The 18139-nt window shown below is 38.8% G+C and carries 15 protein-coding genes, 1 tRNA gene and 1 other annotated feature; of the genes, 5 read left to right on the plus strand and 11 right to left on the minus strand.

Annotated features, from left to right (window positions below; translation table 11 throughout):
- Nucleotides 1–10: 10 nt before the first annotated feature.
- Nucleotides 11–1498 carry a threonine synthase gene (thrC, locus tag CD03_RS0116540; RefSeq protein WP_027294603.1) on the minus strand — a complete coding sequence of 496 codons (1488 nt, stop codon included), beginning with the start codon at nucleotides 1496–1498 and terminating at the stop codon, nucleotides 11–13.
- A 118-nt stretch (nucleotides 1499–1616) separates the two neighbouring features.
- Nucleotides 1617–2438: a cell wall hydrolase gene (locus tag CD03_RS36180; protein WP_242849110.1), complete on the minus strand. Its 822-nt coding sequence runs from the start codon at nucleotides 2436–2438 to the stop codon at nucleotides 1617–1619.
- A gap of 605 nt (nucleotides 2439–3043) precedes the next feature.
- Between CD03_RS36180 and CD03_RS33780 the strand changes: the two genes are divergently transcribed.
- Entirely contained in the window at nucleotides 3044–3205 is a 162-nt protein-coding gene (locus tag CD03_RS33780; protein ID WP_330373721.1) for a DUF1540 domain-containing protein, read from the plus strand.
- Nucleotides 3206–3314: 109 nt separating this feature from the next.
- The gene (locus CD03_RS0116555) at nucleotides 3315–3503 is read left to right on the plus strand and encodes a hypothetical protein (protein WP_027294604.1); all 189 of its coding nucleotides are present in this window, start codon (nucleotides 3315–3317) and stop codon (nucleotides 3501–3503) included.
- Nucleotides 3504–3626: 123 nt separating this feature from the next.
- Here the strand turns inward: CD03_RS0116555 and CD03_RS0116560 are convergent, their stop codons facing one another.
- The 5 genes from CD03_RS0116560 to CD03_RS0116580 all read right to left on the minus strand — a co-directional run bounded on the left by CD03_RS0116560 (nucleotide 3627) and on the right by CD03_RS0116580 (nucleotide 9765).
- Complete coding sequence (locus tag CD03_RS0116560; protein WP_027294605.1) at nucleotides 3627–5288, minus strand: 2-isopropylmalate synthase; 1662 nt, start codon at nucleotides 5286–5288, stop codon at nucleotides 3627–3629.
- 190 nt (nucleotides 5289–5478) lie between these two features.
- Nucleotides 5479–5765: a binding site (T-box leader), on the minus strand.
- A 45-nt stretch (nucleotides 5766–5810) separates the two neighbouring features.
- Complete coding sequence (locus CD03_RS0116565; protein WP_027294606.1) at nucleotides 5811–7250, minus strand: DUF4367 domain-containing protein; 1440 nt, start codon at nucleotides 7248–7250, stop codon at nucleotides 5811–5813.
- Nucleotides 7251–7367: 117 nt separating this feature from the next.
- Nucleotides 7368–7883 (minus strand): RNA polymerase sigma factor, encoded by a 516-nt coding sequence (locus CD03_RS0116570; RefSeq protein WP_027294607.1) that lies wholly within the window; start codon nucleotides 7881–7883, stop codon nucleotides 7368–7370.
- Between the two features lie 204 nt (nucleotides 7884–8087).
- The gene (locus CD03_RS0116575) at nucleotides 8088–8852 is read right to left on the minus strand and encodes an AAA family ATPase (RefSeq protein ID WP_027294608.1); all 765 of its coding nucleotides are present in this window, start codon (nucleotides 8850–8852) and stop codon (nucleotides 8088–8090) included.
- Nucleotides 8853–8868: 16 nt separating this feature from the next.
- On the minus strand, nucleotides 8869–9765 hold the full coding sequence (locus CD03_RS0116580) for an SPL family radical SAM protein (protein ID WP_027294609.1): 897 nt from the start codon (nucleotides 9763–9765) through the stop codon (nucleotides 8869–8871).
- A gap of 169 nt (nucleotides 9766–9934) precedes the next feature.
- Between CD03_RS0116580 and CD03_RS33785 the strand changes: the two genes are divergently transcribed.
- Nucleotides 9935–10681, plus strand: coding sequence for an alpha/beta fold hydrolase (locus tag CD03_RS33785; protein ID WP_052377839.1), 747 nt, complete (start codon nucleotides 9935–9937; stop codon nucleotides 10679–10681).
- Between the two features lie 26 nt (nucleotides 10682–10707).
- On the opposite strand, the gene CD03_RS0116590 is transcribed toward CD03_RS33785, so the two are convergent.
- The 3 genes from CD03_RS0116590 to CD03_RS33790 are packed head-to-tail and all read right to left on the minus strand — an operon-like array spanning nucleotide 10708 to nucleotide 15219.
- Nucleotides 10708–12549: an ABC transporter ATP-binding protein gene (locus CD03_RS0116590; RefSeq protein WP_027294610.1), complete on the minus strand. Its 1842-nt coding sequence runs from the start codon at nucleotides 12547–12549 to the stop codon at nucleotides 10708–10710.
- On the minus strand, nucleotides 12542–14707 hold the full coding sequence (locus CD03_RS0116595; RefSeq protein ID WP_027294611.1) for an ABC transporter ATP-binding protein: 2166 nt from the start codon (nucleotides 14705–14707) through the stop codon (nucleotides 12542–12544). The genes CD03_RS0116590 and CD03_RS0116595 overlap by 8 nt, the downstream gene beginning before the upstream one ends.
- 35 nt (nucleotides 14708–14742) lie before the next feature.
- Nucleotides 14743–15219, minus strand: a complete 477-nt coding sequence (locus CD03_RS33790) for a MarR family winged helix-turn-helix transcriptional regulator (RefSeq protein WP_052377840.1) — start codon at nucleotides 15217–15219, stop codon at nucleotides 14743–14745.
- 414 nt (nucleotides 15220–15633) lie between these two features.
- Here CD03_RS33790 and CD03_RS0116605 point away from each other — a divergent pair, with 414 nt between their 5' ends.
- Both CD03_RS0116605 and CD03_RS0116610 read left to right on the plus strand, forming a co-directional pair.
- A complete protein-coding gene (locus CD03_RS0116605) occupies nucleotides 15634–16194 on the plus strand; it encodes a manganese efflux pump MntP (protein WP_027294612.1) in 561 nt (186 codons plus the stop codon).
- 99 nt (nucleotides 16195–16293) lie between these two features.
- Nucleotides 16294–16367, plus strand: a tRNA-Pro gene (locus tag CD03_RS0116610).
- 491 nt (nucleotides 16368–16858) lie between these two features.
- Here CD03_RS0116610 and CD03_RS0116615 read toward each other — a convergent pair.
- On the minus strand, nucleotides 16859–17812 hold the full coding sequence (locus CD03_RS0116615) for a leucine-rich repeat domain-containing protein (protein ID WP_027294613.1): 954 nt from the start codon (nucleotides 17810–17812) through the stop codon (nucleotides 16859–16861).
- Nucleotides 17813–18139 lie beyond the last annotated feature (327 nt).

Genomic DNA, 18139 nt, shown 5'->3' on the forward strand with positions numbered 1-18139 from the left:
CAAGACCCGCTTATATATTTAAGAACTTTTTCACGATGTCTTTCATCTCATTTACTTCTACAACAGTATCGTGAAGTACCGGAGCTGTTCTGATTTCTTCAATTGCACCCGGAACTTTCACTTTAGAAATCTTGCAAAGCTCATCTACCAATTCAAAATCAGTCATAGCATCATACTTCATATCAATAGCATCCATAACACTCCTTGTAAATTTATAAGGACTTGCGGTAGATGCAATTACAGACTTGTTATTATCTTTTTTCTCTGCTTCATATTTTTTAAATACACAGGAAGCTACTGCTGTATGGGTGTCCATGATATATCCGGTTTTTTGGTAAACCGAAGCAATTTCCTGTGCAGTTTCTTCTTCCGTGGCATAATTACCACAGAAATCAGAAAGCTGTGCCTTCATCTCTTCCGTAATGTGGTACTTACCTTCTTTGCCAAGGGCAGCCATCATTTCAAGATTCTTATCCGCATCTTCTCCGGCAATCTTATAAATAAGGCGTTCCAGATTACTGGATATCAAAATATCCATAGATGGAGATGTGGTAAGAATAAATTCACGGTTTCTGTCATATGTACCGGTTGTAAAGAAATCATACAATACTTTGTTATCATTAGACGCGCAGATCAGCTTATCAATCGGCACACCCATATTCTTAGCATAATATGCAGCCAGAATATTCCCGAAGTTACCGGTCGGTACAACTACGTTGATTTTCTCAGATTTGTCTATCTCTTTTGACGCATATAATTTTGCATAAGCATATACATAATAAACCACCTGTGGCACCAGACGTCCGATATTGATGGAGTTGGCAGAAGAAAATTGGAATCCGGCATCTGCCATCTGTGCTTCCAGTTCCTTATCCCCGAATATATTCTTTACACCTGTCTGTGCATCATCAAAGTTTCCATTAATCCCCACAACAAACGTATTATCACCCTTCTGGGTAACCATCTGTTTTTCCTGTATCGGACTAACACCGTCTTTGGGATAGAAAACTACAATTCTGGTACCGGGAACATCTGCAAAACCGGCTAAAGCAGCTTTTCCGGTATCTCCTGAAGTAGCTGTCAGAATTACGATTTCATTCTTTACATTATTTTTTTTCGCTGAAGTTGTAAGTAAATGAGGCAGAATTGAAAGTGCCATATCTTTAAATGCAATTGTAGCGCCATGAAACAGCTCCAGATAGTAAGCGCCATCTTCTTTCTTAATCGGTGCTATCTCAGTAGTATCAAACTTTTCATCGTATGCTTTGGCAATACAGGATTTTAATTCTTCCTCTGTAAAATCCGTAAAAAACAGCTTCATAACCTCATATGCTGTTTCCTGGTAGCTCATACCTGCCAAAGTCTCCATGTCTACATCTAATGCAGGAATGCCGGATGGAACAAATAGCCCACCGTCTGCGGATAATCCCTTTAAAATTGCCTGGGAAGCTGTTACTGCAGTTTCATTACTTCTCGTACTTTTGTATAACAAATCCATCATCTTCATCCTTTACATTTGGTTTAAATTATATTCTTTAAGTACAGATTATAGCATACCTTTCCAAAGTACACAAGACGAAAAAAGGCAGCCGCACAAAAACGCAGCCGCCTATTTATCAATAACCTTCGTATGTAAAAAATTCATGTCCGCCATACACGAACAATTTCTGCAATTTGGTATCAAACCAGTTCACATTAATCTGGTCTGCACTGGATCTTGCAATAAAGTACAATGCCCCTTCGGAATAGTCTTCCCCATTTAAAGCACGGTCAACTGCTTCAATTGTTTCATCTGAAATCGTAACACTGTCAATTCTTCCGTCTGCCGTGGGCGAAAACTGCGGATCACCATTCACCCGCTCCCATACAACATCATAAATACTATCCGGGAAATGGCTGTTATTCACTCTGTTCAGCACTACATTTGCCACCAGAATCTTACTTTTCATATCCCCGCCGGTTGCTTCCGCTTCCACTATGCGAAGAAGTGCATCGTAATCTTCCACCGGCATATGGTTGTCCTTCACAATCTGCGAAGCACTGTAACCAACTGCACCGGCCTGTTCCATTCCCTTTTCAATTGTCATCCTGTTTACTTCTCTCCTGCTGGCTTTGGATGCACCTACCAGTATTTCCTCTCCTGCTCCTGATACTTCCTGTGCTTTTGAAGACATGGACAGTTCTTCCATACTGGATATACAATTCATGATACCCATAAGGCCTGCCTGGAATTTTTTATCTTTCGCCTTTTGCGGTGTTTCGTCTGAAACCGCATTCTGTTGTGTAACGGCATATACCTTGTTTTTACCGCCATCACTGAAGCCGACTGCACAAAGCAGGACTGCAGTACATATAACTGCAACAAAAGTAGCAGCTACGCAATTAATACGGCATCCGCGGTATCTTCGTCTGAACAAATATTTTTTTAATTTGTACAACTTCCTAACTAGCGATTTTAACAGCCACATACGGCGTTCCTCATCTTTCCTAAAATAATTGCTCCCCTTTATTTTTATATTTTTAAATATTTAAAAACAAATATTATGTACACAAAGCCCCCTCGCTTGTCTGTGTATTGCAATTATATTGAAAAGAAAAGAATGTGTCAAGCACGAATTCATATTTTTGTAATATCTTACATGTACATTTTTTTATCACATTGTTGATATGTGCACTTATTATATATTTTAATGATTTTATATGCATATTTTTATATAATATTACTAGTTCTTTTTTCCAAGTTTTTACTATTTTTATGGATTATTTTTCTACATTTTACAACATTTTTCTCTAAACCCCTTTGTTTTTGGGCATTTTAATGTTGATTTAATCTCTCAGTAATATTTTTGCAACAATTTAATTATTTTGAAATATTTTATATAATTTTGTAATTTACTGGGTTTGTCTGTCGGTTCTTCTGTGGATAACATTTAAAATTTAGCATTAGATTTTCGTTCTAAATATTTTTTTTTGTGCTTCAGCAGGTATATAATTTTCATTTTTGTGCAAACTATTTAGTACCATTATCAAGGAGGTGAAAAATATGAAAAACGAATCCATCAAATGTTCCGTAAACAATTGCACTCATCATGCAGAAACAGAAAACTATTGTACACTTAATGCTATCAAAGTTGGAACACATGAATCTAACCCAACTAAGATCGAATGTACAGACTGCGAATCTTTCGTAAACAAAAGCAAATAAGATTTTTTATCAGAGAGGGGCCTGATGCTCCTCTCTATATATCTCTTAACTTGCAATTTTTACTTTTTATTGATAAAATAGTCTCACTAAACATAAGGAGGACTATTTAATGGGCTGTTCTAACAAAAGACCATGTACCTGTACATACGACTGCCCCCGTCACGGTAAATGCTGTGAATGTGTGGCTCATCACCGTGACAATAACGAAGGGGTACCCGGCTGCTTCTTTTCAGCAGAAGCGGAAGCCACATATGACCGCAGTATCGAAGCGCTGTGTAAAGATAACGGACTTATCTGATAATTATTATATTCCGCAGCACATCAAATAATACGGCAATGATTACACCATTGCATTGCATTGGAAAAGCCTTGATATTTATGATAAACACATAAATATTAAGGCTTTTTATATAATTTTATTTTATTCTGCAACCATATTATTAATTGCTGTAACTAATGCATGAATAGATGCCTGGATAATATCCTGATCTACGCCTGCACCCCAGAAGAGTTCGCCGTCTTTATTGCGGATTCCCACATAAGCGATCGCTTTGGAGCTGGAACTCTGTTCTAATGCATGTTCCTGGTAAGTAATTAAATCGTATTCCAGACGGAACTGTTTCTTAAGCGCATTGCTTACGGCATTCAAACGTCCATTACCGGCTGCAATAGCAGTGCGGCTTTCTCCATTTACATCTACTACAACTTCTGCTATGATGCCATTATGCTGTTTGAAATGTACTTCTGTAATATCGTATGGAGTTGTAATATCTTCGTATTTGTCTTTGAACAGCTGGAAGATTTCTTCCGGCATAAGTTCTTTGTGCTGTTCGTCCGATACGGATTTCGCTGCGTACCCCATTGCTTCTCTCATCTTTGCAGGTAAATTCAGGCCGAAATTTTGTTCCAGAATATATCCGATACCGCCTTTTCCGGACTGGCTGTTGATACGGATAACATCTGCTTCGTACAGTCTTCCCACATCGGTAGGGTCGATAGGCAGATATGGAACTGTCCACTGGTCACAGTCATGCTCTTCTCTGTATTTCATGCCCTTTGCAATTGCATCCTGGTGGGAACCTGAGAAGGCCGCAAACACTAACGCACCGCTGTATGGGCTTCTCATATCAATCTTCATTCCGGTAAACTCTTCGTATGCGTCGCAGATTGCAGGCATGTTACTGAAGTCAAGTTCCGGATCCACCCCCTGGGAATACATATTCATTGCCAAAGTCACAATGTCTACATTACCGGTACGCTCTCCGTTGCCGAACAAAGTTCCTTCAATTCTGTCAGCACCTGCCAAGATACCCATTTCTGCATCGGATACACCGCATCCTCTGTCATTGTGCGGATGCAGGGAAACGATAACATTTTCCCGGTATTTCATATGATCACACATATATTCAATCTGGCTGGCATATACGTGAGGCATTGAGTGCTGAACCGTACTTGGCAAATTGATGATAACCTTATTGTCAGGAGTCGGCTGCCATACATCTAATACTGCGTTACATACTTCCAGGGAATATTCCACTTCTGTTCCTGTAAAACTCTCCGGGCTGTATTCAAATGAGAAGTTTCCTTCTGTTTCTGCTGCCAGTTTCTTTAATAACGATGCACCCTCTACTGCAATATTCAGAATTTCTTCTTTTGATTTCTTAAATACCTGTTCTCTCTGTGCCTGGGAAGTGGAGTTATATACATGAACAACTGCTTTTTTTGCTCCCTTCAATGCTTCAAAGGTTTTACGGATAATGTGTTCTCTCGCCTGTGTCAGCACCTGAATGGTAACATCATCAGGAATTAAATCTTTTTCAATCAATGCTCTCAAAAACTGATATTCCGTATCCGACGCAGCCGGAAATCCAACTTCAATTTCTTTAAATCCAACTTTTACTAATAATTTAAAAAATTCTATCTTCTGCTCTAATGACATAGGAACAATTAAAGCCTGATTTCCATCCCTCAGGTCTACACTGCACCAGATTGGTGCTTTTTCAATATGATCCTTCTTTGCCCAGTTCATTGCATTTACTGGCGGCATAAAATACTGCCTTGTGTACTTATTCACATTTTTCATATTCTTAATCTCCTTTTCTTGTTTTGCCATGTCCGCCTGTTCCATGTATATGTTGATAATCGTCTGCAATTCTTAAATGTCAGATAACATGTATCTGCATCCTGCCACACCTGTTCAGCAGGCAAATCTCGATAACAACTTATTTTAGGAAACAAAAAAAGTCCTTCGTCTCCTGACAATCCCGTTGTCATTTAGAGACGAAAGACTAAAATATACTTGTCTTGCGCGGTACCACTCTATTTTATGAATTTCTTCATACACTCATCAGATACGGATTCAATAGAATCTTATATCCTACCCAGATAACGGTTGGGGTTCCGTCTGCGTCTACTTTTCTCTATCCAGCATTTAAACTATATTAAGAATTTGGGGCAGCCGCTCCAAGGTGAGTTCCAATTTCTTCCTCAACTGTCTCGCATCAACCGACAGCTTTCTGTAATCAGAAATAATTGTACTATTCCTCTTCATTGCATTTACTCTTATCAACTATAGTACTAACAATATCACTTCTTTCAGAAATTGTCAATTAGTTTTTAAGGAAAAATATTGCGTGGTCAGTTCCGCGTCTGCGCTTGTGATTGGCGGTGCCAGGAATATTTCCCCAGTCATATCATCATCTATTACATACATCAGGGTATAGCTTAACGTTTCACCCGGCTGAATCGTACGGAAGAAAAATTGATGAATTCTGTCATTGCCTTCTACATTCTGCGGTTTATCAAAGTATACCGGCATCTCAAGTATCGGCCAATTCTCCATAGGGACAGGCATATATTCCCATTTGCTGTCCTGGTCATATGTCCCATCTGCACGCTGCTGCAGCCTTGCAATATTCAGATATAACGGAGCATCCACTGCTTTTTCAGCATAGTTCTTCACCTGGACATCCACTACCAGGAACTTACTTCCCACAGACTCTTCCGTACTTTCGTCAACATTCAACTTGCCGTCTTCACTCATCTTCTGGCGAAGATGATCGCGCAGGCTTCCGTCTTCGTTCAGGCAGGATGCTATCTCCTCATCATAATTATAGAAATTTTCCTTTGGATATTCTGATATGGTATCCACATATTGTGCGCTTTCTATGGTATATCCAAATTTGTTGAACCCACCACCTTCTGCAGCAAGCTCATCATCATCGAAATCCTGAGCCTTAATTTCCTGTCCTATGGGCACAATCCTGTCTTCTCCAACTCCTGCTTCTTTTGCTTTCTGGTACTGTTCAACCCGTTTCTGGTCTTCCAGCTGCATTTCCTTTTCTTTTTCCAACTCTTCAGCTGTAGGGAGTGCCACCGTTTCATCCTGGGATTTTTCTATTATAAGCTGGTCTGCCACTTTCTTTAATTCATCAACCGGAACGTCATAGAACCCCCATACCTCTATGACATAACCATCCTCAGGATTAAATAAGAGCACACAGTTCCCCCTCCTGTATTTTTCCGCTTCCTTTACGGTAATTACATGGGCTTCCATCCCATTTAAAGTAGTCTTTTCCACATTTTCAATCTTGTCCACAGAAAATTCGTTGTTGATCCGGTCAATATCCACTGTAGTCATAGGAATGATGGATATTCCGTTTCCCCAGCTATCTTCTTTACAGAATTTATTCTCGGCAAATTCAGTTGTATACCCTTCCGGCAGATACCCAGGCTTCACATCAATTTTATTTGCACTTAATTCATAATCAACCGTAAACTTATACGATACCGAATCATTGCTTTCCACTACTTCTTTTTGGAAGAATCCATTTGCCGCCAGAGCCACTAAGGAAGTGGTTGCGATAAGTGCCGCCGCCGCTGCTGCCACAACTACTTTCTTATAAGCACGACGCTTTCCTCTTCCGGTTTTTTTACTTCGAATTTCCTGATATGCCTGATTCATTTTCTGGTCAACCACATTTGAAGTTGTAATTTCTTCTTTTAAAATTTTCTTAGCTTCTTCTTCCGAATATAATTTTCCCATTTTTTCACCCATTGCATATTACATATTACAGTATAATATGTAATATGGCCACGATAAAGCAGATTGAAAGAATAAAATTGTGGCATCCTTTCTATTTTATTATTTTCTTCCAACTTACTACCTGCCTGCACAGGCTATGTCCTTTTGATACTCTCTTGCAAAGTTCTGTCTTGCACGAAGCAAGCGGCTTTTCACCGTATGCTCATTCATTTCCAGAAGTTCTGCAATCTCTCTTGTATTAAAACCTTCTACATAATATAAGATCAGGATTGTACGGTACTTCTCATTCAGAGCATTCAAAAGTTCTGTAAATTCCAGGTTATCCTGGGGCAGGTCGGGATCAGCCAATTCCGGGAACTCATCCATCAGGCATAATGACTTATTTTGTTTTAAAATGTCTTTGCAATTATTAATCAGAATACGAACCAGCCACGTTTTGAAATATCTTGGCTCTTTCAATGTTTCTAATTTTTCATAACACTTTAAAACCGTTTCCTGCATGGCATCAGCAATATCTTCCTCGTGGTGCAGATAAGATTTCGCGATCTTGTACATACTCTGCTTATTTAATTCCATAAGCTTGATGAAAGCCTCTTCATCATTTTTCTGTGCCTTGATTACCAGATGCTTCAATGGAACACCTCCTTTTTCAAAGTGCATTTTCTCCACATTTTTTCCGCACTTTTATGTGTTTACAATCATTAGACAGATACGATTGGAAAAAGGATGCATTATGTGAAAATATTTTATTTTGGAAAATATACTGCGTCTGGGTTCTAGATCCTCTCGGCGTATTTATGCCGGAAGACACTAGTTTCTTCCATATATAATAATACCTTATATCTCGTCGCCATTCAGCAGCCGGTCTAAAATTACTTTTCGATGATTGATAAACATTTCCATTACCTGATAGCATTCTGAATCTTCATATGCTATGGGTAATACACTGTCAGCATCAAAAGAGTATATCCCGGCATCCGGCATACCAAGTAAAACAGGCGAATGCGTGGCTATGATAAATTGTGATCCTTCTTTTGCAAGCTGTGAGATATATAACAAAAGCGTCAACTGTCTCTGGGGCGACAGTGCCGCTTCCGGCTCATCTAAAATATAAACCCCGTCTCCCCGGAAACGATTCTGTACAATCGCCAGAAAACTCTCCCCATGCGACTGGTGATGAAGCGATTTTCCTCCATAACCGCTCAAGAATGCCGGATCCATCATGATTCCTCCGCCGGTGGTTTTCGCCAGTTCCTCCATCTTAGTTGCCACATTGTAGAAACTCTCTGCCCTTAAGAAAAACCCGTCTTTTGCTTTTCGAATGCCTTTTACGATACGAAGATGCTTCCACAAATCCGTATGCGTGTCATTGGAGGAAAAATTGTAATGAACGCTGCCGCCCTCCGGGTTAAAGCCATATGCTACCGCAATTGCCTCCAGCAGTGTAGATTTTCCGGAACCATTTTCCCCAACGAAAAAAGTAATATTTTGGTGAAAATCCAGTTCTTTTATGGAAGCCAGTGCTTTAATATCACGATAGTAAGCATCCGGATCTGTTTTTTCCCACTCTATTTTTATTGACCGTATATATTTATGATCCATAATTACTCTCCCTCTTTTATAAATCAAACAAGCTCAATTGGGTAATCTGATAGTTCTTCTGATAACCGTAAATAATATCCTGCATTTTATAACGTATTCCAAACTTTTCGCATTCATTTGCAAATATTCCCCATAATTTTTTCGCCCTGGGACTTCTGCATTCATAATAATTACCAAATCGCCTGATATATTTTTCCACCAGTTTTTCACCAGGAAATAATTCATCTAACTTTTCAAAATACCATTCTCTTTGATTCAGGCGCAGAGTCACACCAAAGGCAGGATAGATAAATTTACCGCCCATTTCTGCTGTCAGCTGCACGATACGCAGTATATTTTCTTCACTGTCCTCTAAAAAAGGCAGCACCGGCATCAGCAAAATACCCGCAAAGATACCATGTGAGGACAATTCTCTCAGGGCTTCAAAACGGCTGGATGAAGGCGCCACCCCAGGTTCTATTTTCTTACATAATTCATCATCTGCCGTAGTTACGGTAATCTTGCACAAAACCGGTGAATGTTCCTTTATTTCTTCCAGAATATCTATGTCTCTTGTGATAAGGGGGCTTTTTGTCGCAATTGCAGCACCAAAACCAAAAGCGTCAACAAGTTCTAAAGCATGTCGGGTAAGCATCAGATTTTTTTCAAAAGGATTGTAGGGATCACTCATGGCACCTGTTCCTACTACTCCTGTTTTTACTTTTCTTCGCAAATCATCCCGGATAATCTGCAAAGCATTTTCTTTCGCCCTCACCCGGTCGAAATCATCAATGCGGTAACACTCGGAGCGGCTGTCGCAGTAAATGCACCCGTGACAGCATCCTTTATAAATATTCATATTATAATCGATTCCAAACCAGGAATCTGCGCTCTTTGTTCTGGTAACAATAGTCTTTGCCGGTATGTATTCCATATGAACTCCAATCCGCATGCAAATCGTATAATCTGCAGGCTTTTTTCTGTATTTGATTATTATACTGCCTTTCAAAAAACAGAACAATTGTTTTTTTAGAATTCCTTTCATTTTCCAATTGCTTTTTTCCAAATATCACTTATAATGAGATTATCAATACAGAACAGGAGTGATTATCATCGAAGCGTTAAAAGACGGCTATCTGAATATTCATGATGCCGAAATCTACTACCGCATTTATGGCGATAGTGAAAATGAGAATACTATATTGTTCATTCACGGGAATGGCGAAGACTGGACCTGCTTTCAGCGTCAGTTAGAAGTATTTTCCAAAGACTACAGAGTAATTACGATGGACAGCCGGGGACACGGCCGGTCTATGGTATCTAATACAGCTATTACTCTGAAGCAAATTGCCAAAGACGCAGTTATGCTGCTCCAGAAACTGGGAGTTACCCATGCAGCACTGATTGGATTCAGCGATGGCGCAAATGCAGCACTTGAAATTGCCTTAAACTCTACATTTAAAATAGACTTTCTGGTTCTTGCCGGAGCCAATCTGTCCCCCTCCGGCGTAAAATTTACCTATCAGTTTCCAATTATGATTGGCTATTATCTGTGTTCTTTTATTGCTAAATTTGACAAAAAAGCATTACATAATGCTTCCATATTAGGGCTTATGGTGAAGGAACCCCGTATACACCCGGAAATGCTTGCAAAGATCACTGTTCCCGCCCTGGTAATTGCCGGACAGCACGATATGATCAAAGAGAGCCACACGAAGCTGATCGCACATTCTCTGCCAAAAGCGCAGCTGAAAATCATACCTGGAGCCAATCATTTTGTATTTGGTAAATGGGCAGATGAAACAAACCATTTTATTTTATCATGTTTAAAAACCCCGCCAAAGCATTAACGCTTCGGCGGGGTTTTTTTATGCAATTATGCAGTTTTTATAAACTGGCTGTTGTACAGATCCGCATAGAATCCGTTCTTACTCATTAACTCATCGTGGTTACCCTGTTCTACAATATTACCGTCTTTCATAAACAGTATCAGGTCTGCATCACGAATCGTAGATAATCTGTGGGCAATTACAAAACTGGTACGTCCCTTCATCAGATAATCCATCGCTTTCTGGATACGGACTTCCGTTCTTGTATCAACGGAACTGGTTGCCTCATCCAGGATTAAGATCTTGGGATCAGCAAGAATCGCTCTGGCAATTGTCAGCAGCTGCTTCTGCCCCTGAGATATATTACTGGTCTCTTCATTTAACACCATGTTATACCCACCGGGCAGAGTCTTAATAAAGTTATGGGCATGTGCCGCTTTGGAAGCAGCAATAACTTCCTCGTCGGTAGCTCCCAGACGTCCGTAACGGATATTTTCCATGATCGTTCCATTGTACAGCCAGGTATCCTGTAATACCATACCGAACATTTCACGGAGTTCACTTCTATTGAAATTCCGAAGATCATGGCCATCTACCTTAATGGATCCTGTATTGACATCATAAAAACGCATCAGAAGCTTGATCATTGTGGTCTTTCCTGCGCCTGTCGGTCCAACAATTGCGATTTTCTGACCCTCATTAATATGCGCTGAGAAGTCATGAATTGTTATATGCTCCGGATTATAGCCGAAGCTTACATGTTCAAATTCTACATTTCCCTGTAAGTGATCAATATGAACCGGATTTTCAACCTTCTGGTCTTCTTCCTCTTCCTCCAGGAATTCAAATACTCGTTCTGAAGCTGCTGCCGTAGCCTGCAGCATATTAGTTACCTGGGCGATCTGCTGGATCGGCTGGGTGAAGTTACGAATATACTGGAAGAAGGACTGTATCTGGCCTACTTCAATACTTCCCTTGATTACCAAAAATCCGCCGAGAAGTGCAACCATAACATACCCCAGATTTCCTACAAACTGCATAATAGGCATCATCATTCCGGAAAAGAACTGGGATTTCCATGCAGATTCATATAATTTCTGATTTGTTTCTTTAAACTCTGTTACTACCGCATGTTCTTTGTTAAATACTTTTACAATATTATGACCGCTGTATACTTCTTCCACCTGTCCGTTTACATCTCCCAGGTATTTCTGCTGCTGCTGGAAGAATTTCTGTGAAAACTTCATAACTCTGCTGATAATCAGCATCGAGATCGGGAGTATTAAAAGTGCACAAACCGTCATAATGATGTTGATACGAAGCATCATGATGAATACACCAATCAACATGGTCACCGAAGTAATCAGCTGCGTAACACTCTGATTTAAGCTCTGTCCCAAAGTGTCCACATCATTGGTAATTCTGGAAAGAATCTCTCCTGTAGTTCTGCTTTCGAAATACTTCATTGGCATACGGTTAATCTTATGGGATATATCTTTTCTTAAATTATAAGATACATCATTTGATATTCCGGACATAATGAATCCCTGTATAAAGGAGAGGCAGGCACTCATCACATATAATCCCAGCAGTGTCAGGAGAATCTCACCGATTTTATCAAAATTAATACCGCCGGTACCATTGATTTTTCCCATTAAGCCATTAAAAATTTCTGTCGTTGCATTACCTAAAATAGTCGGTCCGATGATTGCAAATGTTGTACTGGCAATTGCGAATACCATCATAATCAAAAACCGGAATTTATATCGTCCCATATAACCTATGAGCTTTTTCATCGTACCTTTAAAGTCTTTTGCTTTCTCACCCGGAACCATATGTCCGCCCGGCCCCATAGGTCTGCCAGGCCTGCCATGTTTCTCATTACTCATTGGACAATTCCTCCTTTGACAATTGTGATGCTGCAATCTGATAATATACATCGCAGTTTTTCAGTAATTCCTGATGTGTTCCTATTCCTGCTACTTTTCCTTCATCCAAAACAATAATCTGCTCTGCATGGAGTATGGTGCTGATACGCTGGGCTACAATAATCGTTGTGGCATCCTTCGTTTCATTTTTCAGCGCACCTCTAAGGGCAACATCCGTTTTATAATCCAGCGCGGAGAAACTATCGTCAAAGATATAAATCTCAGGTTCTTTTGCGATTGCTCTGGCGATAGAAAGCCTCTGCTTCTGTCCACCGGATACATTCGTTCCGCCCTGGGCAATCGGCGAATCAAACTTCTCATCTTTTTCCTGAATAAAGTCATATGCCTGTGCTATTTGAGCCGCTTTTGCCACTTCTTCATCTGTTGCATCCTCTTTACCGTAGCGCAGGTTCGTAGCAATAGTTCCCGAGAACAGAACACCCTTTTGAGGTACATATCCGATTTTATCATGCAACTCACGCTGGCTCAGTTCACGGACATCCACACCATCTACCAGAATCTGTCCCTGTGTCACATCAAAGAATCTTGGAATCAGATTCACCAGGGTAGATTTACCGCATCCGGTACTTCCGATAATCGCTGTGGTTTCACCCGGTTTTGCCGTAAAGTTCAGATTAGAAAGTACACTTTCCTCCGCTTCCGGATAGGTAAATGATACATTTTTAAATTCTACGATACCCTTTTTGCTTCTGTCTGCACTTTTCGGGTCTTTTGGATCATGAAGGATCACTTCTGTCTCCAGCACTTCATTAATACGTGTTGCGGATACACTTGCCCTTGGCAGCATAATGGAAAGCATGGTAAGCATCAGGAAGGACATAATAATCATCATGGTATATTGTATAAATGCCATCAGATCTCCAACCTGCATATTTCCATTGTCAATTCCGGCCGCACCTTTCCACACAATCAATACGGTAATCCCGTTCATGATAAACATCATAAGAGGCATCATGAATGTCATACACCGGTTTACAAAAAGATTCGTTTTCATCAGTTCATGATTGGCTGTTTCAAAACGCTGTTCCTCATGCTTCTCTGTACTGAATGCACGAATAACCGGAACACCCTGGAGTATTTCCCTGGATACCAGGTTCAGGCGGTCAATTAATTTCTGCAGCGCCTGGAATTTCGGCATGGCAACGCTGAAAAGAATGGATACTACAACCAGAATCGCTCCTACAGCCACGGCAATAATCCATGCCATTGATTTATTCGTACCCAGTGCGTGAATTACGCCTCCAATACCCAGGATCGGAGCATAGAGGACAATACGGAAAAGCATTGTCATCAGCATCTGTACCTGCTGAATATCATTGGTACTTCTTGTAATCAGGGAAGCCGTGGAAAACTTATCGAATTCCGCATTGGAAAAGGAAATCACTTTCTCAAACACTTTTTCACGCAGATCCCGGCTTAAGGACGCTGCTACCCGGCATGACAGGAATGTAACCAGAACGGCTGCAATCATAATTGTCAGTGCAAACGCCAGCATCACCAGACCAGACTTTAAAATATAATTTGTCTGCATTCCGTCCATGTCAATCCCCTGGGCCTGATACTCACTTTTTACAAAATTAATAGACGACTGGGTGATTATGGATTCCGGCATCTTATCCAGCTTTTCACTCATGCCTTCCATCACTTTATCCATCTGCTCTTTTGGCATCTGGGCAAATACGGTAAATGGATCTGTGCCCTCCGGCAGTTTCATTTGTGCCAGAATCGCTTTTGTCTGATCCGAATCAGAAGTCAGACCATATACCATCAGCATGGGCTTTCCAAATTCCGTGTTTAACTTATCTCTGGTTTCTTTATCTACTTTCTTCAGGGACCACATATTATTTTCCAGTGTATAATTCTCTTTCACCAGATTCTGGGTATCCTCATCCATAAAGATAAACAGTTTATCCATGGTTTCCCCGCGGATTGTTTCTGCTACGGCATCCTCAATACCATTTTGCTGAATGCCTACATTTACAATCTTCGAAGTATAATCAGGCAATGACAAATCACAATAAGCCTGAAGGAACAGCAACAGGACAATTACCAGTATTATCCCGGCTGATTTCTTTAGATACTTAAAAATTTTAAACATAATATCTCCTCTCATTACTACTTAAGCATTTCATTTTAACGCGGTAATTCAAAATCGAAGGCTTCTTTTGGAATACTGTCCGTCAATTTCACAAGATTTTTTTGTATTTTTTCCATAATACGTAAATATTCAGCCAATTCCAGTTCCGTCAAGCCATCATAAATTTCTTCAATCGCTTTTTTAAAAACATCCCTGGTACGTGTAGCAGTCTCTTTTCCACGTTGGGTTATGTAAACCCTCTGGGTTCTCATATCCTTATCATCTGATTTCCGGCTGATCAGCCCTGCCGCTTCCATTCTCTTAATCATCACAGTCAGCGTAGCCGGTTTTATGCAAAGGTTCTTAGCTATCTGAGTCTGGCTGCATCCCTCTGTCTGGGAAATAAACATCAGGAGCCTGGGATCCCCTTTATAAAGCTTTTCATTGTCCAGTTCATGGCGAAGATATCGAAACTCATATCTTTGTATCGCCCATTCACTGAATTTAACCTTTGCACACAAATCCATGTCCATCTTATTCACCCCTATCTGTGCATCGTTTGAAGTCTCGTTTTTTAGTTAGACATCTAACGAATATATTATCACCCGTTATTTTCTAATTCAACAAAAAAATTCTAAACTTTTTATAAAGTTTGACATCTAACTAATTTATATTTCACTTGCCAAATGATAAAAATTATTATATACTATTCAAAACAAACGTTAACGCCAGCATAAGGGAGTAGTTAGCACGCATGTGTAGCAGGGTCAACATACTGATAAGTAATTATCTGGTTCTGCTTTAAATAACGAGACTTATCTGCAGAGATTCCATCTGCGGATAGGTCTTTTCTTTTGTCCCAGAGCGTGTTTTAAAATTACTATTATAAGTAGTACAGCAACTGGCATCGTTTTTAAGATACATAAACATACCGCAGGAGGAAAGATATGAATTTAGCAGAATTATTGATTTTAGCAGTAGGGCTTTCTATGGATGCATTTGCTGTATCCATCTGTAAGGGGTTATCCATGCCCAAAAGTACATTTAAGAAATGTTGTATTGTAGGGCTCTACTTTGGAATATTCCAGGCAGGTATGCCGCTGATTGGGTATTTCCTGGGTGTGCAGTTCAAAGAATACATAACCAGTATAGACCATTGGATTGCTTTTATACTACTGGGAATCATCGGGATTAATATGATACGGGAAGCTTTGAGCAAAGAGCAGGAGTGCTGTAATGACTCCCTGGATATGAAATCTATGCTGGTACTTGCCGTTGCTACCAGCATTGATGCTCTTGCCATAGGAGTTACCTTTGCTTTCTTAAGTGTAGATATCATTCCTGCTGTCTCCTTTATCGGTATCGTAACATTTGCATGTTCCTTTATCGGTGTTAAAATCGGAAATATCTTTGGCGCACGATATAAATCAAAAGCAGAACTCGCCGGAGGAATAATACTAATTCTCATGGGAACGAAGATTCTTTTAGAGCACTTAGGGGTTTTTTAAATGACTATTTAAAGTATTGTGATTATATTAAAATTGTTCTAAAAAATATGCACAATAAAACTTGCTTTTTTCTTGTTTTATTGCTATAATATGCATCAACGGAGTGTGGCGTAGCTTGGTAGCGCGCTCGGCTGGGGGCCGAGAGGTCGCAAGTTCAAATCTTGTCACTCCGATGATGAAAACCCGTACAAACACTGACTTTCTGGGATATGAGAGTTAGTGTTTTTTGTTTTTTGAAGGACTGTTCTAACACTGTTCCTGTTCTAATGTAAGTGCAAAATATCCTACGTTAATGATAAATATCGCTTGAACAAAAGATCGATGCAAGCAAATTTTATTTAGCTTAACTATTAAAATAGATTTTGTAAATTAATATTGTAACACAGAGGAGGCAACAGGATGGGGTGTCTGAAGCCTCATAGAAATTCGGATTATTTAATTCTTATTGGATTCTCCTTATATTACAAATCATCTTCTTTTTCATAAGTGCTGGCTTGGCAAAGAGATTTTCCACTCAGCCGTATATTGGAAATATGTTATATTCATTATTTGTTATCGTTGTAACAATATTAAAAAGAAAAGAATTTTGTAACCGCATAGATGTGATCTGGGTTAGAGAATAGCTGTAAATCTGAGTTGTGGACATTTTTGTCCGTTACCTTTGTTATTTGTGGACAATAAACTTCTTCACTTTTAGGATATACCGCTCATCATACACTTGATCCACTACATATGATTCTAATGACAATGTTTTTCCTGCATACTTTTTTAAATCGAGATTTTTAAATGAAAACTGCCCATTAATATCTGATTTAACTGTTTGTATTCTTTTTTTTGTTGAATCTCTAAGCACAATAGTCGACTTTTTATTTGCCTTTCCTATAATTTTTTTAGTATTCTTATTAATACTATTAAATGAATTTGGTTTAACTAGGTTGATTGATTTAACAAGATTTTGAAGTTTAACATGACTTTTAAACCAATTATCATTTCTCAGCCAATTATCTGGCAACTTTTTAGTCAATTCTTTTTTGCTAATTTTATTATATTTAAAATTAGCATCCATTAATTTCGTATATTTTTTAAGATTTGGTAATTCTTTTACTCTATTTAATTGTGCATAAATTGATTCTAAATTTGTTAAATTTTCAATGTCTTTAAGGCTTATTATTTTATTACCATCTAAAGTAAGATGCTTTAAGCTATACAAATTTTTAATTGCTTTTATATTTTTCACTTGATTAAAACTAAAATCTAACACATTTAGTTTATTTAATTTTTCTATCCCAGATAAAGAAAATATTTTATTGTAAGAAACATCTAAAAAAACAAGATTTTTAAGCTTCCCTATTCCTTTTAGGCTTTTTATTTTTTTAGTATTATTATAATTACTTGCATCCAGCTTTTTTATTTTCAATGCTTCTTTTTCAGTAAATGTATCAAACCCGTATTTGTTAAGTTTACGCAAAATAATTTGATATAAAACTTTATCTGGTATACCAGTATTGTCATTACGAATTACTTTGCTATTGGAAGCCATTGTATTATTTACTGGAAGCATTGCCATAACCAGCACTAGGATGATTGAAGTTATTAATATTTTTAGTTTTTTGTTCATAATTTTACCCCCTATTTATTTTAATTAATATGATGCTTTGTTTAGAAGATTTATATCAAATAATTCCTGAAATCTTCATCCTTCTCTTCATAGATATTCTCCCTTTTCTCTTTGGAAGTTTCATTGAACATACTACTTACTAATATGAATCTGGAATTGCCAAATATTAGATTCTTACGCTTCTCCTTCCTATATTTTTATAAATAATTCACATTATATTATTAGAATTAAACATTATAATATCATATTTCCATCAAATTTTCATCCCCTATTGACTAACTGGCAGCTATTCTCGTCTAGTCGGTAATATTATCCACTTTTACCGTA

This window comes from Robinsoniella sp. KNHs210 (assembly GCF_000686105.1).
Lineage (GTDB): Bacteria > Bacillota > Clostridia > Lachnospirales > Lachnospiraceae > Robinsoniella > Robinsoniella peoriensis.

Coding starts and splice junctions, on each gene's coding strand:
- CD03_RS0116580 (WP_027294609.1), bottom strand. CDS start 9,765: ATGGAATACATACCGGCAAAGACTATTGTTACCAGAACAAAGAGCGCA.
- CD03_RS0116555 (WP_027294604.1), top strand. CDS start 3,315: ATGGGCTGTTCTAACAAAAGACCATGTACCTGTACATACGACTGCCCC.
- CD03_RS0116605 (WP_027294612.1), top strand. CDS start 15,634: ATGAATTTAGCAGAATTATTGATTTTAGCAGTAGGGCTTTCTATGGAT.
- CD03_RS0116590 (WP_027294610.1), bottom strand. CDS start 12,549: ATGAGTAATGAGAAACATGGCAGGCCTGGCAGACCTATGGGGCCGGGC.
- CD03_RS0116615 (WP_027294613.1), bottom strand. CDS start 17,812: ATGAACAAAAAACTAAAAATATTAATAACTTCAATCATCCTAGTGCTG.
- CD03_RS0116560 (WP_027294605.1), bottom strand. CDS start 5,288: ATGAAAAATGTGAATAAGTACACAAGGCAGTATTTTATGCCGCCAGTA.
- CD03_RS0116565 (WP_027294606.1), bottom strand. CDS start 7,250: ATGGGAAAATTATATTCGGAAGAAGAAGCTAAGAAAATTTTAAAAGAA.
- CD03_RS0116595 (WP_027294611.1), bottom strand. CDS start 14,707: ATGTTTAAAATTTTTAAGTATCTAAAGAAATCAGCCGGGATAATACTG.
- CD03_RS33780 (WP_330373721.1), top strand. CDS start 3,044: ATGAAAAACGAATCCATCAAATGTTCCGTAAACAATTGCACTCATCAT.
- thrC (WP_027294603.1), bottom strand. CDS start 1,498: ATGGATTTGTTATACAAAAGTACGAGAAGTAATGAAACTGCAGTAACA.
- CD03_RS33790 (WP_052377840.1), bottom strand. CDS start 15,219: ATGGACATGGATTTGTGTGCAAAGGTTAAATTCAGTGAATGGGCGATA.
- CD03_RS0116575 (WP_027294608.1), bottom strand. CDS start 8,852: ATGGATCATAAATATATACGGTCAATAAAAATAGAGTGGGAAAAAACA.